Source organism: Paenibacillus abyssi (assembly GCF_014640295.1).
Taxonomy (GTDB): Bacteria; Bacillota; Bacilli; order Paenibacillales; family Paenibacillaceae; genus Paenibacillus_D; species Paenibacillus_D abyssi.
In genome coordinates this window covers 110,317-135,401 of the sequence record NZ_BMGR01000014.1, presented here as the reverse complement: position 1 = coordinate 135,401, position 25,085 = coordinate 110,317, and the positions used below count along the sequence as shown (strand labels likewise).

Annotated in this window: 22 protein-coding genes; 12 read left to right on the top strand and 10 right to left on the bottom strand. The window is 46.0% G+C overall.

The window, feature by feature from the left end; all coding sequences use genetic code 11:
* From IEW11_RS19725 to IEW11_RS19690, 8 genes are all read right to left on the bottom strand, one after another.
* Positions 1–1,458 (bottom strand): ATPase, T2SS/T4P/T4SS family, encoded by a 1,458-nt coding sequence (locus tag IEW11_RS19725; protein ID WP_188532787.1) that lies wholly within the window; start codon positions 1,456–1,458, stop codon positions 1–3.
* The gene (locus tag IEW11_RS19720; RefSeq protein WP_188532786.1) at positions 1,437–2,603 is read right to left on the bottom strand and encodes a CpaE/TadZ family protein; all 1,167 of its coding nucleotides are present in this window, start codon (positions 2,601–2,603) and stop codon (positions 1,437–1,439) included. Before IEW11_RS19720 ends, IEW11_RS19725 begins: the two co-directional genes overlap by 22 nt.
* Before the next feature lie 15 nt (positions 2,604–2,618).
* Complete coding sequence (locus tag IEW11_RS19715; protein ID WP_188532785.1) at positions 2,619–3,365, bottom strand: SAF domain-containing protein; 747 nt, start codon at positions 3,363–3,365, stop codon at positions 2,619–2,621.
* Between the two features lie 18 nt (positions 3,366–3,383).
* Entirely contained in the window at positions 3,384–4,643 is a 1,260-nt protein-coding gene (locus tag IEW11_RS19710; protein WP_188532784.1) for a GGDEF domain-containing response regulator, read from the bottom strand.
* Position 4,644: 1 nt separating this feature from the next.
* Positions 4,645–6,126: a hypothetical protein gene (locus IEW11_RS19705; protein ID WP_188532783.1), complete on the bottom strand. Its 1,482-nt coding sequence runs from the start codon at positions 6,124–6,126 to the stop codon at positions 4,645–4,647.
* A gap of 17 nt (positions 6,127–6,143) precedes the next feature.
* A complete protein-coding gene (locus IEW11_RS19700; protein ID WP_188532782.1) occupies positions 6,144–6,395 on the bottom strand; it encodes a helix-turn-helix domain-containing protein in 252 nt (83 codons plus the stop codon).
* 148 nt (positions 6,396–6,543) lie between these two features.
* On the bottom strand, positions 6,544–7,716 hold the full coding sequence (locus IEW11_RS19695; protein WP_188532781.1) for a hypothetical protein: 1,173 nt from the start codon (positions 7,714–7,716) through the stop codon (positions 6,544–6,546).
* Between the two features lie 97 nt (positions 7,717–7,813).
* Entirely contained in the window at positions 7,814–8,062 is a 249-nt protein-coding gene (locus IEW11_RS19690) for a hypothetical protein (RefSeq protein ID WP_188532780.1), read from the bottom strand.
* 204 nt (positions 8,063–8,266) lie between these two features.
* On the opposite strand from IEW11_RS19690, the gene IEW11_RS19685 reads away from it, so the two are divergent.
* Both IEW11_RS19685 and IEW11_RS19680 read left to right on the top strand, forming a co-directional pair.
* Positions 8,267–8,479, top strand: a complete 213-nt coding sequence (locus IEW11_RS19685) for a hypothetical protein (RefSeq protein WP_188532779.1) — start codon at positions 8,267–8,269, stop codon at positions 8,477–8,479.
* Positions 8,480–8,506: 27 nt separating this feature from the next.
* A complete protein-coding gene (locus IEW11_RS19680; protein WP_188532778.1) occupies positions 8,507–9,037 on the top strand; it encodes a hypothetical protein in 531 nt (176 codons plus the stop codon).
* 447 nt (positions 9,038–9,484) lie between these two features.
* Here IEW11_RS19680 and IEW11_RS19675 read toward each other — a convergent pair whose 3' ends face one another.
* Positions 9,485–10,816 carry an FtsZ/tubulin family protein gene (locus tag IEW11_RS19675; RefSeq protein ID WP_188532777.1) on the bottom strand — a complete coding sequence of 444 codons (1,332 nt, stop codon included), beginning with the start codon at positions 10,814–10,816 and terminating at the stop codon, positions 9,485–9,487.
* A gap of 18 nt (positions 10,817–10,834) precedes the next feature.
* Positions 10,835–11,173 carry a hypothetical protein gene (locus IEW11_RS19670; protein WP_188532776.1) on the bottom strand — a complete coding sequence of 113 codons (339 nt, stop codon included), beginning with the start codon at positions 11,171–11,173 and terminating at the stop codon, positions 10,835–10,837.
* 938 nt (positions 11,174–12,111) lie between these two features.
* On the opposite strand from IEW11_RS19670, the gene IEW11_RS19665 reads away from it, so the two are divergent.
* The 10 genes from IEW11_RS19665 (at position 12,112) to IEW11_RS19620 (ending at position 25,077) form a co-directional block, all read left to right on the top strand.
* On the top strand, positions 12,112–13,485 hold the full coding sequence (locus IEW11_RS19665; RefSeq protein ID WP_188532775.1) for a replication-relaxation family protein: 1,374 nt from the start codon (positions 12,112–12,114) through the stop codon (positions 13,483–13,485).
* A gap of 498 nt (positions 13,486–13,983) precedes the next feature.
* Complete coding sequence (locus IEW11_RS19660; RefSeq protein ID WP_188532774.1) at positions 13,984–14,379, top strand: hypothetical protein; 396 nt, start codon at positions 13,984–13,986, stop codon at positions 14,377–14,379.
* Positions 14,376–14,990, top strand: a complete 615-nt coding sequence (locus IEW11_RS19655) for a hypothetical protein (RefSeq protein WP_188532773.1) — start codon at positions 14,376–14,378, stop codon at positions 14,988–14,990. The genes IEW11_RS19660 and IEW11_RS19655 overlap by 4 nt, the downstream gene beginning before the upstream one ends.
* Before the next feature lie 969 nt (positions 14,991–15,959).
* Positions 15,960–18,455 carry a type IV secretory system conjugative DNA transfer family protein gene (locus tag IEW11_RS19650; RefSeq protein ID WP_229725482.1) on the top strand — a complete coding sequence of 832 codons (2,496 nt, stop codon included), beginning with the start codon at positions 15,960–15,962 and terminating at the stop codon, positions 18,453–18,455.
* A 202-nt stretch (positions 18,456–18,657) separates the two neighbouring features.
* The gene (locus IEW11_RS19645) at positions 18,658–19,560 is read left to right on the top strand and encodes a hypothetical protein (RefSeq protein ID WP_188532772.1); all 903 of its coding nucleotides are present in this window, start codon (positions 18,658–18,660) and stop codon (positions 19,558–19,560) included.
* Positions 19,547–20,710 carry a hypothetical protein gene (locus IEW11_RS19640; protein ID WP_188532771.1) on the top strand — a complete coding sequence of 388 codons (1,164 nt, stop codon included), beginning with the start codon at positions 19,547–19,549 and terminating at the stop codon, positions 20,708–20,710. Before IEW11_RS19645 ends, IEW11_RS19640 begins: the two co-directional genes overlap by 14 nt.
* A 749-nt stretch (positions 20,711–21,459) precedes the next feature.
* Positions 21,460–21,924 carry a hypothetical protein gene (locus IEW11_RS19635; RefSeq protein ID WP_188532770.1) on the top strand — a complete coding sequence of 155 codons (465 nt, stop codon included), beginning with the start codon at positions 21,460–21,462 and terminating at the stop codon, positions 21,922–21,924.
* Positions 21,921–22,535, top strand: coding sequence for an NYN domain-containing protein (locus tag IEW11_RS19630; RefSeq protein ID WP_188532769.1), 615 nt, complete (start codon positions 21,921–21,923; stop codon positions 22,533–22,535). The genes IEW11_RS19635 and IEW11_RS19630 overlap by 4 nt, the downstream gene beginning before the upstream one ends.
* Positions 22,492–23,514, top strand: a complete 1,023-nt coding sequence (locus IEW11_RS19625) for a Rad52/Rad22 family DNA repair protein (protein ID WP_188532768.1) — start codon at positions 22,492–22,494, stop codon at positions 23,512–23,514. The genes IEW11_RS19630 and IEW11_RS19625 overlap by 44 nt, the downstream gene beginning before the upstream one ends.
* Before the next feature lie 102 nt (positions 23,515–23,616).
* Entirely contained in the window at positions 23,617–25,077 is a 1,461-nt protein-coding gene (locus IEW11_RS19620; protein ID WP_188532767.1) for an AAA family ATPase, read from the top strand.
* Positions 25,078–25,085: the final 8 nt, after the last annotated feature.

The following is a 25,085-nucleotide window of genomic DNA, read 5'->3' as shown; positions in this document are numbered from 1 at the left end:
TCACCCCCTCATGGGATATTTTTCTGCCAATTTTCCCAGAATGAACTGCATTTGCGTGGTCTCTTCAGGCGCGTATCTCTCAAGGACCGAAAGCACCCGTTCTGGAATAAAACTTGAAAATCGCCATACCCCTTCTTTTCTATCCCAACTTACCAGGTCATGTGTTTTAAATTCTTTCGTCAAGGGATTCCAATCGAACATCGTCATTTTTACCAGTCGCTTGCTTCGATCCTTCATCTCCTCCATCACGATTGCGGTGTGAACGGATTTTGCAACCCGCTCCCATTGGGCATGATGATCTTTATTGGGATGTTCATCCAAAATCACATCCGCCAGCTGCGAGGGAATGTTCTCCGGATCAGGAGTATGATAGGTAGTTAAAGCACCGGGTAATCCGCGCTCGCATGCCTTGAGAAAGATTTCAGCCTCCAATGATCGCAATTCCCCGACTACGATATATTCATAGTCAGAGCGAAGAACAAGATCGAAGATTCGAGACATGTTAGAGGTCGTCATAATCAACTCCATAACCTCATGCTTTGGATAAAATTCGGACGTTTTAAGCTCATCGAAGTCCTTTTGAATAATCATCATTTTGTCGTAGGTCTTTCGCTCTGCAATCATGGCTCCCAGCAACGTACTCTTTCCGCTTTTAACCGGACCGCAAAGCATCGTAGTCGCACGCCCTTTAGCAAACGTGCGTAGAATATGAATTAATTCATGAGGATAAGTTCCGTAGGCGGCAATATCCTCCAGGCTGACCTTCTTGATCGTGTAATTCCGGAATATGATCATCGGCCGGACCGACCACGGAGGAATGACAATCGTCACGCGGGTACCGTCCGCCATATCAATTTGAAGCGAAGGATTATGTGCATTGAGAGAAGTAGTAGGATTTCTCAAACTCAACTGCTTCGCTACCCGCAATACATCCGATTCACTTTGATACGATATATCTTGTAGTTCTTCCATCTGGCCGGGAATTTCAAAGAAAATATTAGTTCCAATGATTCGTGCTGCTTGCGAGTCGTTATATCTTTCATGCTTCCACCATGTTGAGATGGGACCCAAACCATAGGTCTCCTGGTACGTCGCTTCTACAATGTCAGTGTAGTATGTTGGGTATGCGCTGCCGAGCAGGTTGTTTCTGCGTAAAAACTCCTCGATCTCTCGTTTGAACCAATCGATGGAAGTCTTCATTCCGATGATTGCCTCATGTTGCCGCGTGAGCCATGTCGTTTTTTCGTGCTCTTTACTGCTTTCAAAACGTTCGGTGAAATGATCAACCACAGCACGCTTGATTTTGCTAAAGGTTGAATCACTTTCAATCCTGATTACTTGAGCGGCCTTTTTATTGTCTTGCTCAATTAGCTGTTTCTCCTGTAAAAAGTCGCGGATATTAAATGGTTTTTCCCGCCAGTCCCAGGTAGGAGCTGTTACGATAGCAGTCTGTTCCATAATCCTGTTTTCTCCTTCGTTCGAGTCACTTTCGTACCGAGTCGTTCGTTTACAACAGCCAGCATACTCTCCATGCTGTTCTCTGCCCGCTTCTTAACCGTTTTATCTCTGCTTTCTGTTAACAGCTTCTTTTCCATTTCGCAGATCGTCCCCTCAATCCCGAATTCAGGAATCGTTGTAATGACGGGAACCTCTAAGGTGTTTTGAAGGGCTTTGGCATCTGTTGGCAGGTCGAGCTTATATCGGTTTACGACAAGTAGGAATTCGTCAGTAGTAAGCCCTAAGATACGAAGAATGTCATTGTTCATTTGGTTCCACATTTTCGCTGAATGTGGTTGTTGACTACCGACCACCAGCTTCACTTCGGCTTTGAACAAGCCCTGAAGCGTCAAATTGTTACAAGGTGAAAAGCCGACATCCAGTAACACAACATCGAATTGTTCTGACGCCATTCCAATCAGGTGTTCGATATCCTCCGACTTGAAATACCCCCGCTTGGAGAAATCCTGATTCCCGGCTAGATAATGAAATTTCCGGTTCTCGTCAAAGTGCATATAGTTGATGAGCTCATGCGGCTTTATGGTTTGCCGGTTGTCTACGATCTGAGCGTAGAGTTCATCCAGGGTGTTTCCCACATAGTTTTCTACGAATGCTGTCCCGGGGTTAAATTGATTCAATCCCATGACACACACAGTTTGCTCCTGCTCGGCAAGTTTCTTGGCCAGTTCGAGCGTTATCATTGTGGTGCCGACCTGTGGGTGTGTTCCCATTACAGCACAGACATTTCTTATACCATTGGCTTTGTGTGAGATACCCAAAATACGATGGACGATTTGCGTATTCGTTTGTTTCGGTTGAATGGGTTTAATCCCGTTTTGCTTGCAAAGCGTAATTTTGTTATCAATTATTGAATTTTTATGGTTATCGGAGATGAGATAATAGATCTGGTGAGCCCGGCAATCTTGCACAAAAGTCGACAGTGTAAGCGGCTGAACTTCACGATCAGAGATGATAAGAATGTCATATTCCTCTTCCCGCTTCACTGGATCTGAAGATCGAGCCGTTTTGAAATCACTTTCTGGATCGAGTTGTTGGTATTCTTTCCGGAAGTTATGATCGTCTCCAATAAACAAAACTTTCTTCACGGTTGTAACCCTCCCTTATTGATAACTGATAACGAATTTGTAATTTTTTTGCGTTAGCTTTTGCAGCATATCCCACTGTTCCGGCGACATTGCCACCTCGAGCCGTGCACCTAGATTTGAAGAACTTAGCCGCGGACCGAATTCAGTTACCGTTGTCGAGTCAGTGACCTCATTGGCCGAATTATCTTTAAAATAGGCAACCGTCACGTTTTCAAGCAGCTTTCTGGATTCTGATAATTGTTTTGCGTTAAGATCATCCGCTATTACAGGAACCGGAGCCGACTCCGGGGAAGCCGAGATCGGAATGTCCACACGACCATTCGCATTCTTTTGAAGTACCGGTAAGAACGAAATCTTATCCATTCTCCTCAGTGACTTCGGAAAAGAAAGCACCCATTCGCTTGGAATTTCCAAAATCATTTCGCCCGTTTTCTTAACGATCGTGTTTATTTTGGACGGATGAAACTGCTCATTAACTCCCATTGGAGCTTGTGTCTCTTTACCGACAATCTCGGCGGGATCCGTCATTGCACCATCCACGAGATCACTCAACCGAATGCTTTTCATAGCTACATCTTCTTCGTTGATAACCGTATGGAGCGGGATTTCGTTAACTGTAACAACAACTTCTCTGGAATCTACTTTCTCCGAATAATTTTCAACGTAATAATTAACGCCGGTAACATGACCTGCAAACAACCCTACATACAACACGAGAACGATTAGCAGACGCAACGAGCGCGGCATTTTTGAGAACTTCATGTCTTTCATTCCTTCCAATCAATTTAAGTTGGTTAGTCTTCTTAATCCAAGTTCGATGTCACCTGGTAGATAAGGCCCTCTCAGATAGCCGTCAATCCCAGTTGCCATGATTTGAAAAGAATCTAATGCCTTATGGTTCTCAGTTAAGAGTAAGGTCTTACACTCTTTAGGTAAGTGTTTCATTCGGAATTGCTCATATTCCCCAGCGTCAAAGCCCTTTGTTGGTGGAATTACGTAAATGCAAATTTCTGGAGGCACTTCCTCGATCCCCTGCTGCCATTCCTGGATCTCGTAAGCCAAACTGTCGATCTCACAGACAATCGACTTACTCATACCCTTACCGGCTACAATCAGCACTTTCTTTTTTTCTTCAAGATGATCGTGTTCAGACGTTTGGAGATTCGATAGAATTACCCGATTTCTGCCTTGTCCTTTTGCTTCATAAACACCGTCATCGGCCAATTTCACCCATTCAGTAACGCTTAGTCCAGGCTTCCATTCCGCCACACCGCATGAGAACGTAATGTGTCTTAATTGCCCTTCATACTCGGCCACCGGGTTCTCTCTGACGTATTCAAGGATTGTTTGAATCCTGTTCGCAGCTTGATCACCGCTCGCCTTCGGAAACAAAATAACGAATTCTTCTCCCCCATAGCGAGCTACTAAATCCGAAGTTCGCGTTTTTTCCCGAAGGATCTTACTTAATCCCTGAAGCACTAAATCTCCTACGTGGTGTCCATAGTTATCATTGATTGATTTGAACTTGTCTGCGTCAATAAAGGCGACTGATATGGGATAATCATTCTTCTGCGCTTTTTGAAGTTCAAGCAAGATGTGTAGGTCGAAATAGCGTCGATTATAGGCTTTGGTCAGTGGATCACGAAAAGCCGATTCCTCGAAATTTCCAATTCGGTTTACCCATCCTCTAAGCCGAGCAAGTAACTCTTTAGGGTGTATGGGCTTCAGGAAAAACTCGTCTGCGCCAGCGTTGAAACAATCTATGCGGAAAGAATCTTCATTCGTTCGGGATAGAATGAAAAGCGGTATCCACTGAGTAGATGGATCAGCTTTTAATTCCGATATGAATGACAATACGCTTTCTTTCACATTATCCGTGCCTATAAGAATCGCTTTAGGCGGCATTTCATCAGTCACTGAGTCATGGACCGCCTCAAATGATTGTCTTGTGACGGGAAGGAACCCGCCTTCCTGTAAAATTTCAGTTATTTCTTGTGCAGCTGTGGGATCGGGTTCAATAAGTAGTACGGATGTTTCCATGTTATCCCCCCGATCCACCAAACAATTTTCCTATCAGCCCGGCCCGCCTGCGCTTCTTTAAATGTGAAAGTGGATAATTTGGCGGGACTATCCTTTTAAGCACTCCGTACAAGGCGTATATCAATTCATCCTGTAATTCCTCGTCATCGGCAATCATTTTTCCTCCCCAAATGGAGCTTATGACGCTGCTGTATGGCAATTCCGGTACAACCGATATAGGGGTTAAGGGTAACGAGCCCAACCACTCCTTCCGATTTGGAACGTTCACATCTCGATTTGCAATGATGTTTGCGGCCTTACCCATATTTCTGACTTCAAACAAGATGTCAGTGTTCTGTTTCGTTTCCTTCCGGTAAAATCGAACTGGCATAAGCGGATCCACTATGAAAAACAGCTCATCTGCGCCCAGGCATATGTCTTTGATTGATGGCTCACTCCACCTATGGGAAACATCCAGCAAAACGATGGGTTCCTTAACATGGTAGAGGAGTTTTAAGGTTGAATCAGACGTCCATTCATTGATATGTTTTAATCCTTCTGGGGGGGCGGGATACCAAGACGAATTTCCATCAACCCACTCCGTCGATCGGTTTACAAGCACCCCATTCTGCTGAACTTGTTCGGACAGAAATTTGTAATCTTTGGGACACTTGCTATCCCCGAAGAGAAGCGAATAAAGAACCGAATCAGCTGCAGGATGTTCTACTACAGCGTTATTGATACCGATATAGTGAAGAATCCGGGATATGGCCATTGTGATGAACGTCGATCCGGCTCCTGAATAGGCGCTGCCGATTACCACTAATTTTGGTGGTACTTTTATCTCCTTTACCTTTTCAACGATTTGCACAACAGGCTTCTCTATGATTCGTTCCCGTTCAATAATTCTTTCCTTTTCAATAACGACTGGTTCCTTGGTCGCCGCGGTTGTTTCTTTGGAATCCCCACCGCCGGTCAAATTAATATTAATACTTCTTGCGCCGTCTAACGCTCCAGCAGGACGATTGCGCCATTGTATGTCCGTATTGATTTCCCGCAGATGTTTAACATCTGAAAACACCTTTGGCTTTTGTAATAGATCAACAAACTCATTTGTATTAAGATTCCGAGAGGAGTTTCTTGTGAAGATGTTGTATATGCCAAATGAGATCAGTTCCGCTAATAACGGGTGCCCATCGGTTTCATCGCTTAAAAAAATGAATTGGATCTCGGAATATCGCTCCCGAATCGTAAGCATCGTGTCGGATAAGAGCTCCAACCTTTTTCCGTGAATGTTCTTAGCAAGAGAACTAGAGATGATGATCCCGAAAATAGAAGTGCTTTGCTGCGTCTTTTGCTCGATCGTGGAGAGAAGATGGTCAAGTACAACAATAATTTCAATTGTTTTCAGACCCTTCAACTCAAGACGTTTTTTCAAGTCTTCAGCGAATTTAACGTCCGGAATAGCAATAATAATGTTTTTCATCGGTGTGCTGCCTTCCATATTGCGTCCCCCCTCCCCTAATCCTGTGAAGTCTCTATAGTTCGTTTATGTACGTCATTTGGCCATATCTGGTATCCAAGAGCACACTCAATTGCTGCCCGTAAAGGTTCTTCTGGGTGATCCTTCCCCTGCTCTATTCGGCTAATCTGCATCTGATATGTAAGCAGATGTGGGGATTTCTGGTTGATGACCATTGCGAGCTTTTCTTGGCTCATTTTCTTGCGGATACGATAGAGCTTCATCATTTCCCCTGGATGAAAATCGCCCACTTACGCACAAGCTCCTTTCCTTTTTATACAAAAAAACACGCCGAGTAACCCCATTGGGTTCTCGGCGTGCTTCGCCTACAAGGAATTTATATGTTGTTTAAATAAACGGTTTTCTCATTTCTTACTATACTTCTGCCCTTATTTAGTGTCAATGTTTGGGCGTCTTTTTTAACCACCAAAATAGACCGCGGCTCTTCGTTTTTTCATCCGAAGGGAGAGACGCGATATACGCTCGCATTTCGAAAGACAATTCCGGATTATCATCGTGCAGCTTTTGTAATTTTCTCCTCGCTTCCTCAGCGTGGTCCGGAGGGATCGTTTTATCGATCGCTGTGTTGTACAGATCCATGCACCGACGTTTCAAATCCTGTATCCTTAATTCCTTCTCGTCCTGTTTGATGCGAGTGATATGCGCATCTGCTGAGTCGGCATACATTCTAATGAGATGGTCTTGATCCGGATACTCTACTTCTAAGTCCCGCAGCTGCATCGAGAGCTTTTCTTTCTCCGTTGAGCTGGTCTCCGGGGCCATGATCGAATTGTAGATCTCCTTTAATTTCCCCCTGCATTCCGTTTCCCGCTGCTGTAATTCTTTTAACGACATCATCTCTTTATCATAGCTTCTCTTAAATTCCGTGACCCCAGCTATCTCTTCTTTTAAATTGTTCAGTTCTTCACTGTGCTGAGCAAGGCGTTCCTCTGTATCTTTTGAAGGATCAGGTAAAAGACTTGGTAACATCCCCTCCATATGACCTTCTATTAACTTCCGCAAGTCGACTTGAAATTTACCATCCTGTTGTACGATCGCGCCGGCAGCCTGTAATTGACTTATTAGAGAATCCATTACTTCCCCGTAGATTTTCTCTTTAGCGTTAGGCACCGCTGGTGACGCTGATTGCCCTCCAGCCCTTTGTCCTGGAGAAAGTATTACAGGGCTATAGGCTTTCGTTCCAGCAGTCTCATATATTAAAGCAGGCTTCATACCATTCTTTCTAAGAAGGAGAGCCATTTTTAATTTTATGAAACCTTGATAATCCATAATTATTGAACGGCCTACACTTCTAGTTTGCAAATACGCCATCATACTCTTTATGAAGGCCCGCATTACGCCACCATTTGCTAAGTATTGCGGACTGGCTTCGTCGAGACAATACCACTTTTCAAAATCCGTTGTCGTATATTCATGACCATCTATTAATCTACTAATCGTTTCATCATCGAATAGTTCATCGGTTAGTCCCATTCGCTGAATAGTTTCAAATAGCGGATCATCCTCAAATTCACCTTCTAAGCGGTCTCTCGAAAATTGTTCCGCGTTCATTGCTTACTTCCCCCTCCCCAACACTGACCAATTTCCCTAAGCTATTTTAATTTTATAAAATTTCATCGAATTTTACCAACAAAAGTTTTCATAGTTTTCAATTGCGTTTATGGAAATTTTCGATTTTCTTTGGATTTTTATATTTTTTTATGAATTTTTCATTTTCCTTCATTTTTTTTATGATTATTTTATAAATTTGATAGAATTTTTTTCTGATAAATTCTAAATAAATTTCATAAAATTCTTGGTGAAGTCGCTCTATTACTAGGTTTTTCGCAAAACCGCCGGAAGCCGCGGGGGCACGAGAGCTGCCGGGCCGGCTGGATGCCGGTTGAGGCGGCGTCACTATGGATTATCTCCGGTCTACTATGCAGACGGAGCCCCTGCACGGCCCAGGCGTTCCGCAGACAATAAAATGAATCAATAAAATGGTATATTAGTATATATATAAATTCGGCCACTTCGATGTGAAAGCGGAGATGTGGATGTACGAGCCGCACATCCATTTGGGAGCCGATCCTGTCGTATACCGGTGAGGAGTTGAGCAAAGGTGAAAAGAAGCTATGGATGCAGTGCGCCGGAATGGGAATTCGCACGGCTTCATTCTGCAGCCGGCGGCGCCGACCGCGGGTATAGGAACATGCCGTACATCGGCTGTCTGGCAGTACCCGGCATCGTTATTGTAATGTACGGATTGTATTATCTGCTGGGGGCGCTGCTTCCGGACTTGGCCGATTCCGGTGTCGCATGGTTAAAGGATTAGGCTATCTCGGCGGGCCTGCTTGTCGGAGTGTTCGTCTTCATTCGTTCTGTGAACATACCGGGGCGGCGGACTAAATACCCTGATACGGCGGTCCACGTTCCTTTTGTCTTGACGGATCCGGAAGGGATTGCCGTAAATCTGTTTAACGACACGGATCCGAAGGTGCTTCCGATGTTGAAATGGTCCAATGTGCGGCAGGTATGGACCGGCGTAACGAAGAACAACCGTCATTACTTGGGTGGTCGCCTCTACTCCAGTCGACGTCAATCCAGGTTCGATGAAATTAAACGCCGCCATCCGTCGTTCAGGGAGGCGGTACGGGAGGTCTATCCCGATCGTTTCACCCTGCTTCTGAATGTCGGCAGAGAAGTCCAGTCGATGAAATACGTGATTGTACAAATTCCGAAAAGCTGGCTGTACGACGGGCAGTTCGCATCCCTTCTGGAAGATATCCGAACCCATTGCGGGGCTCCTCTGAGCTACTTTGACGAAGAAGCAAGTCATCACTTTCAACAATGGGCCAAAACTATCGGACATGGTGAAAAATATGAGGCGTAAACGTGATAGGAGGGGGTCAAGATGAACGTCATATGCATGAATATAGATCGTCCCAATCAGAAATGCACAGTCCACGAGAGTAGCAGCTGCAAGTATGCCGCGAAGCGCTCCGAGACCTTGTTCAAAGGGATCAATGAATTAAAGCGTGATGGGGGATGGCTCGACTTTAGGGATCTCGCCTCGGCAAAAGCGTATCACAAACAGAATTTCGAGCACTACGAATGGTGCAAACATTGTTAACCACTGTTAGGGTTATAAGTAAGAGGGCAAGCCCTCGAATACGTTGCGTTATCCTGCGTTACGCTGCGTTAAGAACTAACCTGCCAGTTAACTAACCAGAAATCTCCCTTAGAATATGGATTTTATAACGTTGCGTTACGCCACGTTAAATTCAAGTAATTCTATAAAAAAACCCCTCTCGCCATTTGGGAGAGGGGAAAGGAAATATTACAGATCAAAATCTTCGTCATTGATTTTCTTCACTTCATCATTTTTTCTTTCGAATAAATCGAAATCATCATTCACCGGTCCCTTAACAGCAACAGGCGTTTCTTTCTTTTGGACGGTCTTGAAAGCTGAAAGATCAATCGTTGGGCGATTGCTTCGCTCACTCCGTTTTTGTTCTAGTTCTTGTTCCTCTATTGAAATTTCCTCAAGCATTTTCGCGATCCGGGCCGGGAGTTGATTAGAAACAATTCCAGCATAAAGGATTGCTTTGGCCCGTTCTTCACTGTGTTTATTACGGCCGGTGATATAACCCCATGCGTTGTTCTCGATCAATCCGGTATGAGGCTTTTCGGCATTCGCAGCAAACTTACCAAATCGCTCTTCAAGCATCCGGAAATCGGAATCCGATACGATTTGATTCTTACCTTTTGGATGGACAACAGCCAGGAAACCATTCACCGAATCCAATTCGAAATCAAAATCACTGGCAGTAGGTGAGTCGCGGAAGCTCTTCTCAACAAGTTGTGTCATGTCATTGGCTTCAAGGGAATCTTCCTCATGGATATAGCACTTGCCCAGCGACAAATATCCGGGGGTGCTCAAAACATCCAGCAATTCATCTTCATCAAATGTCTTCCCGGAAGGGAGGGAGGTCAGAAAGGCAATCTCCGTTAGAAGAGCAGCCAATTTTGTATTGCCGAAATCAGTCCACTCTAACTTCGTTTCTGTGTCGCTAAAGATACCTTCAGTCATCCGATATAGCTTTTCGTTATCCATCAGGGTTACGGATCCGCAAGCAGCACTTTCAATCAATTCATGAATGTGGCTCAAACCCCAACTCGCATTCTTCTTAATTCCTCGTTTTTCCCAAGCCCCAGGTACAGAGACAATCGCTCCGAATGACGGCTTGCCGTTGAACGGCTTCCGTACACGAGAGAGGTTGTTCAAGATCATCGGTGCTGCAGCATTTCCAGTACCGCCACCCATACCCGCGATTACAAAGACAAAATCCGCATCTACAACCAAAGGGTTCTTTAAAATGCCGATTACTTTATCTCGATTCTCCTTAATGGCAGCTTGTCCACGTTCAATGTCCTTAACAGCACCATTGAAGCCATCGAGCTTCACAATGTGCTGAATTACCTTCAAGTCCGAAAGATCAGAATCTGAGGTATTTAGAGCTATTACATCGTGTTGGAGACGAGCCAGTTCGTCACCTTGACGACCGCCGTACTGACCGCACGCAATGAAGCAGAATTTCAGCTTACGTTGGTTTCCGTCATTCCGCCTTAAAAAGCCTTCCAAAGAGATGAATCCCAGGTTTAAGTCCATTAAGCTACCTCCATAAGTTTATTCCTGATAACCAGGTTCCTCAGATGCTGGTTGTTCCTTCTGGCTACGGATAAATTTGGCCAGCTGCAAGCCACGTGTTTCATCCGGTATGTACTTCTTTTCTCTTTTATTTATGGTGGACTCTACAGATACAAAGCCAATCGTTTCTAAGACAAGAAGCGCCTTTTCAACTTTATAACGATCCCCGACCGTCTTGGTCAGTTCCGTCCAATTGATTCCATCTTTACGGTAATTCCAGATCACAGTGAAAACATCTATCATTTCTTTTGGAATTCGTTTTCCCAAAAAGTCAACTACCTCATTGGGAAATTCTAGATTTTTATCTGATTCCATCAATGCCCGGTACACCTCCTCCTGTCGCGTTACGCGCCTCAATCAAGTGAATACCGCCATTTCGATTAAAACTGGCGTTGCGTTACGCATCGTTGTACTTCCATTATGCTAGAACTAATTTCCACCTGTCAATATAAACCCGTCATTAAACTACTACCCATATATGATTTCTGCCTTCAGATGAGGTCTTAACTCTGCGAAACGCATCGGTATTACAATAAAATACCATCATTTAGCGTTGCGTTACGCTGTGTTATATTGGCGAGTTCTTTTAAATCTTGTTGAATATCTAAGAATTGTTCTTAATTATTACGACGCGTTACGCTGCGTTATCTTATCTGGCCTAATCCAGATATAATTTAGCCATCCGTATAGCCGGATCAAAGTTAATCGAGAACCCTATTCAGCTATTCGCAGAACAATATATACCTTGCGACGTTCCTATGGCCGGCTGGCATGAGAATTTTTTTTATAGAAATTTATGAATTTTAATTACGTCGTCTTAAATACTATCTAAAATTTATAAATAATTCAGTAAGTACCCATCTTGGCCTTACTGCAATCTTAAAAGAGGGAGCAGGGGAAGCCGTAAGAGTTTCTGTTATAGCCTTTTGCTTCGTCTAGATTCGCTCCACTCTGATTGCAGCTTCGAAACCTCGGGATAGAATATGCGAAGCCAATAAGCCGTACAACACCCATTACTAACAGATATGACAATAGATTCTCCCTATATCCTTGACAACAGCAAGTACAAAAAAATCATTTTTGTTGTCAAATGTATTGTTGGAATCATTGTAATCTTGGCTAAGGGACTTTTATCCCGTTGTAGATCAAGGTTTCTTATTGATAATATTGGTGACAACATGAACCACAACATTTCATAAATGAAAAACGGCGAAATAGTTTATTGCGTGAATGTGATATTTTTGGAGGGTGAAACCGTGCGCTATATTACTTCTGGAAAAGTGGAGTACAACAAAATTGAGGTGTCCATTCTCCGTCACCTATACAAATTACGCTTCCTAAACACGGAGCAGATGCTTATGGTTACCTACCCGGAGCTGGTCACGGATTCCTATCCTGATAACCCCAAAAATCCGGCGTGGAGAAAAGAGTATGTATCCAAGTATTCGAGGGTTCGCAAGGAAATTGCTCGACTAGAGGAATTTGGCTATATCCGGTCGCATCCTTACCGTCTAACTCCAGGCAAGAAGAGAACCGTGTTTTATTCTCTTCACAACGAGATGTTTGATGATGTGAAACTTTTCTTAAAAATCGACAGCGACAAGGTGGGAAATGGATGGGATGACGACTATGGGGACCTATCCACTGATTTCTACGAGTTTCCGAAAAAGATTAACCACCATTACGACATGGTTAACTTCTTTATCAAGTTAATGTTTTCGGTGTCGCTTTTCTCTTTCAAAAATGAAATTGATTATATGGACAATATCTATTCTGCACGTTTGTATTCAATAGATCAGAATCAAAGCACCAAACTTAAACCGGATGGCGAGTTTAAAGTGTATGTATTTATGCAGGAGCAAAGAAAACTTTTGTTTCACTCCTGGTTGGAAGTGGATCGGAAAACGGAAACGACAGAGGACTTAATCAACAAGTTCGAAAATTACGAGAGTTATCTTTCTTCTGCAGCGGCTAAACAGGGCACTCCACCATTTATCATGGTGTATGTTTCAGCTGGAGATAACATTCGACGCAGATGGGGAACGATCCTGAATGCATATCTTGCAAGATCACGGAAAGAGGGGCCTTTTCTCAACATGTTCGTCGTCAATGGGGATTCATTGTTCTCCACACTTACATCGTACACAGAGAGCAAAGTGATGTTTGATAGCCTTTCGAAGTCGGTTACGACCCTCGCAACGCGAGATCAAGGGTTCCTGGGATCTGTCCATTTCGATAAAAGCCCGCTTCAAGGTGAGCTTAGGGAGGTCCTTGGATGGAATCCACACTTTGTCGTCACCGAAAATGATCCAAAGCGGGTGCAGCTGTATCTATTTCATAAAATGAGCAGTTATGAATCACAGGGGATCAGCCGAGTTTTGGATTTTATGCGCAAATGGAGCCTTATGCCGCAGGAGATTACTAATGGGGTTAAGGAGATCGTTCCGGTCTTTTATTTCGGGGAGGGCTTGCCAATTGGGATACCAACTAATCTGGATCAGTGCTCGGAAGAGGAGAGAGCTGCGCTTAGCAGGACAATATGGTTCGGTTCGAAGGACGAGAAATGGTTCGATCGATCATTGAAGCCCATTAGCTCCTCCATCAACCCGCTTACTTACGCTCTCCACTAACCATTGACTCAGGCGTCAAACTTACTTGGCGTCTTTTCTTTTTCGGGATTCGCGCACGCAACCAGGGCCGGCCGTCGCTGAACCGACCAGTGAAGTTCACGTATACACGTTGAGAGGGATACGGGACCGGGTGACTATTCGTATACACCTTGACGTATATATGCTAATCCCGCTTCGATTTGAGGAAAGGGTCGCTCCCACAGCGATGCCCGCTCCATCACTTCACGGCTTTCGGTCTTTTCTTTAATCCGATCTCTTTGCTCGACTGCTTTGCCAATTTAACAAACTCTAACGCTTGTTCCTTCGTCAATGATGATTTAGCCATGACAATTTCCCCCTCACCTTTGATACCATCCATTATTACCAATTGCGCCAGTTCTAAGACCCTTCCCCAACTCATAGCCTTAATATTAGAGTGGCCAAATGGAAAAGTGGCCAAATGACCCTGAGTTAAGAGGGGTTAAATTCAATTTTGAGGAGAGAGGAGGAGGGGGGTAGTTGAATCTCAACCCGATTTTTAAGCAGTCGGCTTCTTCACCTAAGCCGTTAACCACCCTAAAACCAGATCGAAAAGACAGGAGCGACAAGAAACATGATATGAAGTTTCCGGTGACGCCGGCGCAGAAAGCGTTGATCCGAAAACTAGCCGTGCAACAAGGGATGAAGGGAAGAGAAACCGCCTTCGCCACCAAGCTGCTCATCGAGGCGCTTTCATCAATGGATGGCCTTCCGGAATATGACTACCATGACACCAAATCATATATGCATGTAAAGCCGGGACAGCTGATTTATGAGAAAGTGTTTGCATTGGCTGTTGAAAATGGCCTATCAGAGCGCCAAGTCGTAACGCGACTTGTCATTCACAGCCTGGTTAAAAGGGGCAATCGGGTATGAAGCCACAGAAGAGGTTCAATCTCATCTCCGATCGGCTGCAAGAGATCGCCTCTCCCCAGAGAAGTATTCTCGGCAACTTGTTCGGAAGGCTCAGTAAGACGCCCACTGTAGGGCTGCGCCTTAGGTTTCCTCAGTACGATTATCTCCGGGCTGAAATGTTTGTTGAGGATTTGCTGGAGCTTTGCGATTACGAAATAACCTTTCAGGTCGATGACCTAATTTCAATTCTGTATAAGGATTTCCTGGTTCAAGTGGCTCAGGGTACGAATCAGAAACAATTGCTGATTAAGCTGAAAGAGAAGCAGGATAGGCACTTTCGAGTCTCGGACAAGGTAGCCGAATATGTTTGGCTAAATCCCAATCACCTTCACAGAACAGAGAAGAATGTTCCCCGCAAAGTGAAATATCTCATGATGGAAATGCAGATATTGCGAAAAGCGGCCTTACGAGGCGAAGTATTCTTGATGGACCTTTCGCAGCTGGATCCGGAATTCACACTAACCTTGGATCAGTTGATCTCGATACTCTTTATAGATTTCGTTAGTGAATTGAAATCTGGAAATGACGCGGATCTTGTACAGAACATTATTGCTCATCTCCGCGATGGATAAACAAAAAGCTGCTTCTATCCTGTAGGGATAAGAGCAGCTTATGTGTGTCTGTATTTGAACAACAGTAAGACCTCCTTTTATTTATCGCCTGCGACCGACAGAGCACCGATAATAAAAGCAATTACAAGAATAATCATGGTTTACCCACTCCTTCCGCTTGGTATATCTCAATTATACCGCCTAATCCAACCGACCTCATTTTTACTAAGGGGTATATTTAGCGATTAGACGTCAAGGCATTGTTACTGGCAGAAGTTGTGTTATATAATATGATGCATCGAATCTTATATCAACTTATCCAGCGAAGGAAGCACCTATCGCGGCCACAAGGCCCCGGTAGGTGCTTTTTTGGTTCGGAGCGAGAGGAGGGGAGAGCCCACGGTGCGCAAAGTATTGGTTGTTATCTTTATCTCAGCGGTTATGGTAGGAGCTGTGGCTTAAGAAATACAGGATGGTAAGGATAAGATCATATGCTCTTGCCTAGACGACTATAAGAAATTCAATCCTGTGCATCTACTCTTATCAAGTCTATGAGTACAAACGTATGCGAAAGGAGATGGCTTGAATTTGTCTAAGGAAGTCTATATGAATGATGAGCACGAGTTCGGGAAGGGACTCCTCCCCGCCTATGGCCAGATGGTCTGGGTTAATTCAAGGGAGAAACTATTTGAGTGGTACAGGCTTTATTTTCACACGGTGTTGGTGTCACTCTTTTTTCTGGTCAATTCGGTTTTCGCACTTTCCTCTGCAATGCTGTTCATCAAGCAATTCAATGATGCTGCAAGCGGACCGGGGGCTATCAGTAGCTTAGTGCCTGGTAATCCGGATATACTTACAAGCGTTTTGGGGATATTATTCTTTCCCCTTGACCAATGGCCACTGTTTTGGCTTTGCTCAATTTTCTTTTGTTACTTCACAATGTGCTACTCAACCGTTACACAGCCGATTAAGCGCGGATATTCCACCCTTTTGACATATATATCGGAGCGGGGCCGCCGCGCGGTACTGGTTGTAACGATAATCCATATGTCGCTGCTATACAGTGGATTGTTCGCTTGGTACATTAACTTATTTACGAGGGATTTTTTCTCTAATATGCGCGTAGAGGACAAACCGCACCTAAAAATTACGTCCATGACTGGATTCGTCGATTTTCTCATGATCATACCGGTAATAATCTGCCTCATTGTTGCCTTTTATATGGCACGAGAGTTTTACAAAAACGAGGACTTCAAGAAGACTTTTTACAAGTGGGAGTTCTCATTTTTATCGAATCAATCCTTTTCCTTACGAGGCAAAAAATGCGATGTCGTCGTTGGCTGGGAAAAGAAAACGGCGAAGCCAATTGTGCTTTCTGAGGAATCACGCTTTCTTCACGAGCTGGTAGTTGGCGCCACCGGTTCCGGTAAGACCTCAACCGCAATTTTAATTCGAATCGTCCAGGATTTAGTTCGGATCGCACGGGGACATAAAGTTGGTGTCGTCGTACTTGAGCCAAAATCGGATTTAATAAGAGATGTACAGAAGCTCGCAGAGCAGCTGGGCATTCCGAAAAGTAAGATCAAAGTGGTCGATCCGACGGATCTGCTTCAATCCATTAAATTCAACCCTTTGGCCGGCCCATTAGAGGTTGCAGCCGAAACTTGGCGCGGTGTACTAGACGCACTTGCGGGCGATCAAGATCCCTTCTTTAAAGGCCAGCAGTCGGAAACTTCGGCTCAGTATGTCATGCTTGGTAAAATCCGTTATGGAAATCAATTTAACTTCATATTGCACCTGCAGCGCATGTATAGTGAGCCCCGTTTCTTGGCCGACATGACTGAAGATGTTAGGCGCTGGATCGAGCGCAATCTGAACAATCCGCTAATTACGCCGGAGGAGCGGGTCTTACTCGACCGTTATGACCGGGTATGTACGTACTTTGAGAATGATGTCCTGGAATATGTATTCGCAAAGGACAAAGAAGGCGGCCAGCTGCCAGTATTGTATCCGCAAGGGCATAAATATGCGGGTAAACAGGTCGTCACCAATAAAAAAGATAAGTTTATCGCCGGTGCCAAGAAATACGTGACAGATATCTCGATGAATGCCATGCTCAGCCAATTGCTCGTCGCTGCAGAAGGGGAAGAGACACTCGATCTGGACACCTTTCTCAATGACGGGGGTATCCTGCTCTTTAACACCGCATTAGCTGAACTCGAAGAACTCAGTTTGATGTTTGGTCAGTTCATCATCAGGCAAATGCAATCAGCCGTATTCAGACGCCCGCCGGAAGAGGAAGGATACAAGCGCATACCGGTTTTCTTCACGATTGATGAATTTCCGCTCTACATCAACGATGCGTTTTCCAGACTGCTCACGCTCGGTCGAAGCTATAAAGTTGGTACGTTGATCGCCATCCAAAACCTTGGCCAGCTGCGCGTTGTTCAGGCCGGCTACGACGAAGTAATCCTTACGAACGCTTCGAATAAGACAGTATTTGGGCGCGGAGAGGTGAAAGACAATGAATACTTCTCAAAACAGTTTGGCGAAGCCTACGTGATGGAGGAATCGTTGAACGAATCCGTTACGCCGATGAGTATGCCAAACCAATCCAGAGGGCTCCGGTACAATACTGCACGTAAATTGGAGCCTAGATTCACTCCAACCGAGATCAAAGAGCAGCCGTTTAAGCATTTCATTGTCGAGGTGGTTGGACAAGATGGAAGTATAGCAGTACCGGTGCAGGCTTACGGCAAATTTGTAAACGAGACAAAGTTCCTTAAACGTTTCATCGATATTGGCCGGATCCAGCTTGCCACACAAAATCACAAGCCATTGACGTTCAAAGGAAATATCCATCAACTCGCCTACTTAGTCGAACAACTGGATGATAAGAAGAAAAATGATGACGCGGCGCCGGAAGTCAATTCGGAAACGGCAGCAACGGACAGTCAACAAAATACCGCTCTTACGGCAGAGAATCATACAGCCACGCAGCAGAACGGTCCGGTCAGTCCCCCTGCAGGTGCTAAGGAGCCGCCTCAAGCTGTGCCTTTTCCTCCGAATACCGAAGAGAAAAGCGAATCCGCTGCAGGCACTAGCAGCTCTGCTGAAGATGAATCATTCGAGTGGCCCGCCGAGGATAATGATGAACCAGGTTCGGGCGACTCTGAAGGGCCAGAGAATCTTGAGGAGAAGCGGGAGGAATCTTCCCCAAGTCAAACGCACTCAATGCCCGACAACTTCGACGACCTGGTTAAGACAGTTCACGATAATCTCATTGGTTCTCCTTCGGCTGCACCCGCTTCTTCCGCTCCAGCATCCGGCGGAGACAAGGCCGCATCTCAGTCAAAACCGCGAAGCGATGATTTAGTGGACTTGGATGATCTCGCTGCGGTGGATCGGCGGGATTCATCGACACAACAGCGTTACGCAGATGAACAAATCAACAAAGTCGATGATTACAAGGAAGACGACATTTAAGAAGCTGAACAGAAAACCGCATTCGAGCATCGAATGAACGACAGTAATGAATTGACAGCCATACCGGTTGACCTTACAATGATGGTAAGTAAATAGTTGAACGGAAATTCACGGAAGCACCGGCGAATTGGGGATCCCCCATGCGCCGGTGCTTTTTTTCGTCAACTAGATCTCTAAATTATACGAAGGAAAGGTGAACCTAATGTACAGTCAACATGCGCGCGATGACGTGTTTGAAGACGGAATTACCCCGGCGATGCGAGCCTGGGCAGACGTGAAAGAAGCTCAACGTACCGGCAGAATCATGGTCGCCCGCTCGATCGGTATCGAAACCAAGTCCATAAACGATAAAGTAAAAGAGGAAGTTCTGAAGCTGGACTTTAATGGAGTATACGGATATCTACCGAAGTCGCGCGTCGATGCCTATAACCTCCGCGGGCTCCAGCATTACCTGGATCGTGATTTGGAGTTTGTCATCGACAATGTTGTTATTGATCAGCACGCAAGCGTTGGTACGTTTGTCGCTAACCGAGCAAAGGCTCTTGAGAAGAAAACAGTCCGTTTCTGGAAAGAAGCTCAGGAAGGGCAAATATTTGAAGCCTTCGTCCGCGGTGTGGATCAATATACACTGTACCTGCTTGTCGAGGGTGTCTCCGTCGAACTTAACCGATCTCAAGTCGGCTATATGTACTATGACGATTTGACGGAAGCATTTGAAATCGGCGATACGCTGCCGGTAAAGCTGATAGGCATCACCCGCCCGGCCAACGGTAATAAAGGAAAAATTACCGTAGACAGCCGAACGCTTCAAGAAGACCCTTGGAAAAACGTCGTTAATTATGAAGTGGACGGGATATACGTGGGCCGAATCAGCAAGATCCATCCGGAACACGGTATGTTTGTCGAGATGATTGATACTCCGGGTCTTGTTGTCCGTACAAACTTCCCGGCATATTCCGGAAACCATAAGTTCAAAATCGGTGAATCTCTTCGTGTACGGATTGCTCGAATCGATGCGGCTGGTCGGCGCATGAAAGCAGTCGCATTCTTACCTCAACACTCTAAACGGAATGATGGCCGCCGGAGCCCTTATGGCAGCAGGTAATCAAGGAAATCTCACGAGCTTTGAAGAAATGGATCCGCAGGGAGCGACGGGGGAAACGCGGGAAACCACATCTTTCCCCCTAATCTCGCCGATGGTGCCAGAACATCTTAATCCGTATGCCGATTCGGTATGCCCGAGCGATATATTTGAACTCTTGCTGCCTGATGGCAAACGGTTTGGAATGTTCTCCGACCCTTATGCTACCATCGAATATCACGAGCCGAAATATGGGCTCCCTAACGGTCGCTTCTGGCTCGATATGCACATGCAAGGCGCCGACATCTCACAAAAGGAATTGCGTCTGGTTGACGTGCTTTCCACAACCCGGACAATGACACGGCGCCAGCTGGAGCGGGTTATTTTTCCGGGAATGCATCCGCAAGATCGTGCCGGAGTCGAATTCATCAAGAAATGTCGTAGCCGCGGCATCATTTGCGCGTACCGCTGGGCATCACCGCTCAAGGATGACCGGAGGAAGCCGCTGGCGTATATGCTGACAAAGGCAGGCGCGGATGCAGCAGAGATTCTCTTTCATCGCAAGTTGAATGATGAGTATTGGGCACGCCCTGTTGAGTATGGAGCTGGACAGGGGCCGGAAATGACCCCTTATTTCGTCGACCTGGCGATTAATGAGTTACATGCTGAATTAGTTCGAATTGATCGTTTAACCGATTGGCAGCGGCGTCCAGTGATTCGCGTTGATCAACAAACGTTTCACATTCCAGCAGCATCCTTTGAAATGATACGTGATCGCAATGATTTCCTTCAGTTTTGGATTGAGGTATTCCGGCCGGGACCAGAATTTATCCATAGGACGGCTCAGCGCTTTTCCCGTTTGCGACAGGTTTATCTTAAACTTCCTGAGCATAAGAGACCGGCTCGCGTATTCTTAATTGCCGATGGAGACAGCCGCATTCCGCTTCTTAGCCGCATCGCCGAGCAGTATATGCCTGAAGTTCCGCTTCGGTTTACAACTGACGAGCGGCTGATTGCACAGCTTGGACGGGATACTTTCCTCGAATACAACAACATTGAGAAAAAAATGACTGCCAGCACCATGAAGTTCCTTCAAGAAAACGCCGCCGGCATGAAAGCATCCGAGTATTTCTCAGAGGCTCGCAGACATGACGATGACGAATTTGAAGATTGAGACTGCTCATGGAAGAGGCTTGATACCGCAATAAACGGGCAAGCCTCTTTTGGTTATTTTTTATGAAAAGGTGGTCTAATGGTGACTCTACCTAAGGGCAGAAAGGAATCAAAGGCTCAATTGGATTTCATCATCCTGAATGAGCACAGCGAGTCAATCACATGCTCGTTCAAGAAGTTGTTCGAATACGGGGAGACCTTATACGTTGCTTTTGAGGATCCTAGCCAAGAAATCCACATCCTAAAAATCAAGGATCCCTACACATTAACCCCGAAGTTGGTTGAGCTCTCGAATGATAATAAAAAAACCATTTATAATCATTACAAATCACTCATCGGAGAACGTATTCCTTTTTTAGACGAACAGTGATCTCCTTATACATTATCGAAAACGACTTCACCACAGCTCCATTGGCGGGAGCTGTTTTTTTATGTAACTTCGCTCAGTAGGGAGGGGGCTTATCGCTCGAAAAAGACTATTAATCCTTTTCAAGTTCTCTCCTCATATGGTACAATACAGGCATACCTTTCCTACTCTTTTATTTGTTTCCCGCCAGGCGGCCCAGGGAAATGTCGAAGATTTACCTCATGTTATGTAATTGATACGGGAGCTTTCTGCCCACAATCAAAGAACCGTCTCTTGAAGACGCAGATTATGAAACCTTTTTGGTTTCAAGAATTCTATCTGCGCTTGAAGAGTCGGTTTTTTTTGTTTTCCGACTAATCATAAGCTGGAGGGAGAGAGTGTGTGTGGATTGGAATCTGAAGCGTATCCAGACAATGTGGGACGATGTTGAGGTTACTCCGCCAAAGGATCCTGAATTTCGGGTCAATCGGTATAACTCAACTATGGTTCACCAGGAGATTAAGGTCTTTAATCTGCAGGAGGTACCGGCTATCTTTGCAAGACTGCAAACTTTGCTGGAAGGCCGCTGCGTAGACTTTCAACTCGTTTTTGATGGCCCTTGTCCAAGAACAGATTTGAAAGCTCTCGGATTTGCGCCGCGCGCAGGGGAAAGCCGTATATGGAACCTCTCGCACCCGGAATACCGGATTTCGGCCATTTCCGTCGAGTCGACAAATGCGTGGATTATCGAAGTCATGAAGCGGTCTGGTCGTGGTATTCTCAGCGATGCAGCCCGGCTCGATTTCTTAAACGGGAGCGCAAATCATGTCATTCAGCTCAAGCTATTTTCGGATGGGCTTGCGTCATGAAGGCCGCGATTCTCGTCGATGAAATCAATGCCGTAAAGCAGCTTCATGAGATTGGTATTCAAGGCATTCGCCCGTGGGTTCAGTTTTACCGTGCGATTCACACGGTACTCCGAAAGGATTTCGGTCAGGCAGATGTAGGTTATCACTTCTACGGCAGCCTGCCGCCGAAAGATGTTGCCGGTTCAAAGTATTTTGACCGGAAAAGGTTTTTTCAGGCGCTCGAGCGTGACGGCATCCAGGTCCATCAAGGGATCTGCATATCCGATCGCACGGGGAACCTGATGGAGAAGGGGGTCGACATGTCGATCGGATTGGACTTGTTTGAGTTCAGTCTGAACGAATTTGATCTCCTTTTTGTTTTTTCTGGGGACACGGATCTCGTCCCCGCCATTCAACGAGCCAAGCTGCGTTCGAAAGTAGTTGCGGTCGTAAGTCGATTGCAACCGGCGCGGCTCTTCAAAGAAATGGCGGACGGAATTCTGTTTTTGGAAGATGTAATTGGTTTGATCGGTAAGGAGCATCTCATACCGCGCAAACAGAATAATCCTTTAAAGGAGAGAGTAAACCATGTCCAGCACAACCACAGAAACCAACCTGAGCGTATTGCTTAACAAGCCGTTCCCGTATGAAGCCTACGGTGTTAATTTCGAAGGCCAAGCGTATGTCGGAATCCAATGGGTCGTCGATCGTCTCAACGAAGTAGTCGGGCCCCTGAATTGGAAGCACGATTTCTTCGATGTAACGGAGAATTTGGACGATAATTCAGTGGAGGTTCTCGGCCGGCTCTCCATCTGGGATGAAATCAAACAAACCTGGATGGAACGGACCAACTACGGCAACGATACGATGACGATTTTGAAAGGCGAGACGGCACCGACCGCACAAGATCGAATGGACTGTAAGAAGTCTGCAGTCTCCGATTCACTGAAGAAATGCGCTGCATGGTTTGGTGTTGCATCCGACGTCTTTAAAACCGGCGTCATCGATACCATCAAACCGAAGAAATCGGATGGATCCGATAACCCGCTGTACCAAAAACTTGTGGATGCTCATGCGGTTGTTAATCGCTTCGGAACTCACAAGCACGGTATAACAATTCTCCCTGAATCCTACCGGAGTCACTACAAGGAGAAAAACTGGCAGGGTATTTTTCAGTCGGATATCCAGGCATTGTTTTCGCGTAGCAGCGGCTCGTCAGGCGGTACCGCTCCAGCTGGCAAATCGTCTTCTCAGCCGTCCATCTTACCGCAGGAAACTGCCGGAGAGGGCGCTGGTGAAAGTGGAGCTGCTCGCTCAGGCTCTAATCGCTCCGGTAACAGCTCCCGCGGCCGCAGCAACAACGGCTCGAATAAGCCTGAACCGATTCGTATGAAAGTGCTTGATGCACCCAAGTTCAATCAGGACGGCACTTCGACGTTTAAGGCTAAGCTGGAAAACAATTCGGTTGTTATTGTGTTCGCAGGCAAGGAGCTTGGCGAACAAGTGAAAAGGATCAGTCCAGATGCCGTCATCAATACGAGCGGCTGGATTAAAGATCAAAAGGTCACTCTCGCTGTAAGAGGCGGGAAGATTGAAGTGGAAGCAGCTTAAATTCGGGCTCATCGCCCCCGTGTAGGATTGCCAAAGTGCCTAGCATAGCTGGGTTCTTTGGCTTTTTGATTATTCCCCCAAAATCGGAAGGAGAAATTATCCATGAAATTCTCGAGAAACAACCTGCCGGCTATCGTTGTATCGCAATACAAGGAAAAAATGATCGACTTCGTTGGCCGGATCAAACGCGCTGAAATATCTGAGGATGGTAAAGTTGCCTCCTACATGAGAATCGATTACCTGGATGGAAGCAAGAGCATCTGGATCAGCAAAGAGGGACAGTCGGATTACGTGCATTACTGCGAATCATTCGCACAAAAACGCCCGTGCCCGCACCTCGGATGCGCCGTTGCAATTGCAGATAAGGCCTCGTCCAAGATCGAGCTATTTGCTCTTCCGAAAGATCCGGATGAGCTCAACGCTGTGATCGCCGCGGTTCCCGCTTCGGAATTCGAAGATGTCTCAGACGTTTTCGGAATTCCAGTGGTAGCCGAGGAGGAAGAAGCACCTGCAGCTGCAGCCGCTCCCGCTCCTGCCGTATCCAAACCGTCTCCCGCTCCAGTTATGCCCGCGAAAGCGAAGCGCAGCTGGAAAGATGGATGGGGGGAAATCGAAAGTTTTCTGCTTGGTCAAGGCATCGATCGGCGCTTACTGGTTCGCATTTCCGAAAAACGCAAGTCCGTTTGTGATCTTGTCTCTTCAACCCAAATGTCCATTGATCCTGTGGCTCCTAAAACGCCGTATCAAGGTAAAGTCCTTGAGCGGTCGCTGCGCCACATCATCATGGGTAAGTCCCTGCTTCTCGTAGGCGACAAGGGCGTGGGGAAGGATACGCTGGTCAATACGATCTCTTGGGTGTTGGGCTATCCCCTGTACCTGCAAACCGGGCATAAGGGATATACCGCTGAGACGGTTGTAGGCGAAAATATGCCGACCGGCAATGGGCTTGAGGTGGCGTTCAAACATACGGCTTATGCAACGAGCGTTATGAATGGCGGGTTAGCACATTTCGCCGAGCTCAACATGCTGTTGCCGGACGTCACATCCGTTTTTCACTCCGTCTATGACGATAATGAACAGCTGTCTACACCAATCGGAACCGTTCCGAGGCATGCAGAGCACCTGTTTATCGGTTCGATCAACGTCGGGGACCACTACGGCGGTGTTAAAGCGTTGAATGCGGCTTTAAAAGACCGGCTTGCCGTTCTTCATCTGCCGTACACCAGCGACTTTAAACTCCTGGTCGAAAAGAAATCCGGACTCACTGATCGTCATGTGCTCCAGTGGCTCGAGGACATCAAGAATCAAATTGATCTCCTCTACGCTACTGAAGGCGCCGGCGATGAGTCCCGGACTGTCCGTGGTTACATTGACGCTGCCATCTACTTAAAGGAATTCGGCGTGAATGACCAGACCAAAATTGAAGCGATCGAGGACTTTGTGATAAACAAGTGCGAAGATCGAGAAGAACGTTTCGCTGTTCGTAACCAACTCCGCATGTCGGTGTGGAAGTCCCTTCCGAAGACGAAAGAGGAGGAGGATTACGAAAACGGCGCAGCCTGAGATTGAAA

Excerpts from the sequence above, each read along its gene's own strand:
- IEW11_RS19725 (WP_188532787.1), bottom strand. The coding sequence starts at position 1,458 with ATGGAACAGACTGCTATCGTAACAGCTCCTACCTGGGACTGGCGGGAA.
- IEW11_RS19715 (WP_188532785.1), bottom strand. The coding sequence starts at position 3,365 with ATGAAGTTCTCAAAAATGCCGCGCTCGTTGCGTCTGCTAATCGTTCTC.
- IEW11_RS19710 (WP_188532784.1), bottom strand. The coding sequence starts at position 4,643 with ATGGAAACATCCGTACTACTTATTGAACCCGATCCCACAGCTGCACAA.
- IEW11_RS19705 (WP_188532783.1), bottom strand. The coding sequence starts at position 6,126 with ATGGAAGGCAGCACACCGATGAAAAACATTATTATTGCTATTCCGGAC.
- IEW11_RS19695 (WP_188532781.1), bottom strand. The coding sequence starts at position 7,716 with ATGAACGCGGAACAATTTTCGAGAGACCGCTTAGAAGGTGAATTTGAG.
- IEW11_RS19675 (WP_188532777.1), bottom strand. The coding sequence starts at position 10,816 with ATGGACTTAAACCTGGGATTCATCTCTTTGGAAGGCTTTTTAAGGCGG.
- IEW11_RS19655 (WP_188532773.1), top strand. The coding sequence starts at position 14,376 with ATGAAGCCACAGAAGAGGTTCAATCTCATCTCCGATCGGCTGCAAGAG.
- IEW11_RS19645 (WP_188532772.1), top strand. The coding sequence starts at position 18,658 with ATGTACAGTCAACATGCGCGCGATGACGTGTTTGAAGACGGAATTACC.
- IEW11_RS19640 (WP_188532771.1), top strand. The coding sequence starts at position 19,547 with ATGGCAGCAGGTAATCAAGGAAATCTCACGAGCTTTGAAGAAATGGAT.
- IEW11_RS19630 (WP_188532769.1), top strand. The coding sequence starts at position 21,921 with ATGAAGGCCGCGATTCTCGTCGATGAAATCAATGCCGTAAAGCAGCTT.
- IEW11_RS19625 (WP_188532768.1), top strand. The coding sequence starts at position 22,492 with ATGTCCAGCACAACCACAGAAACCAACCTGAGCGTATTGCTTAACAAG.
- IEW11_RS19620 (WP_188532767.1), top strand. The coding sequence starts at position 23,617 with ATGAAATTCTCGAGAAACAACCTGCCGGCTATCGTTGTATCGCAATAC.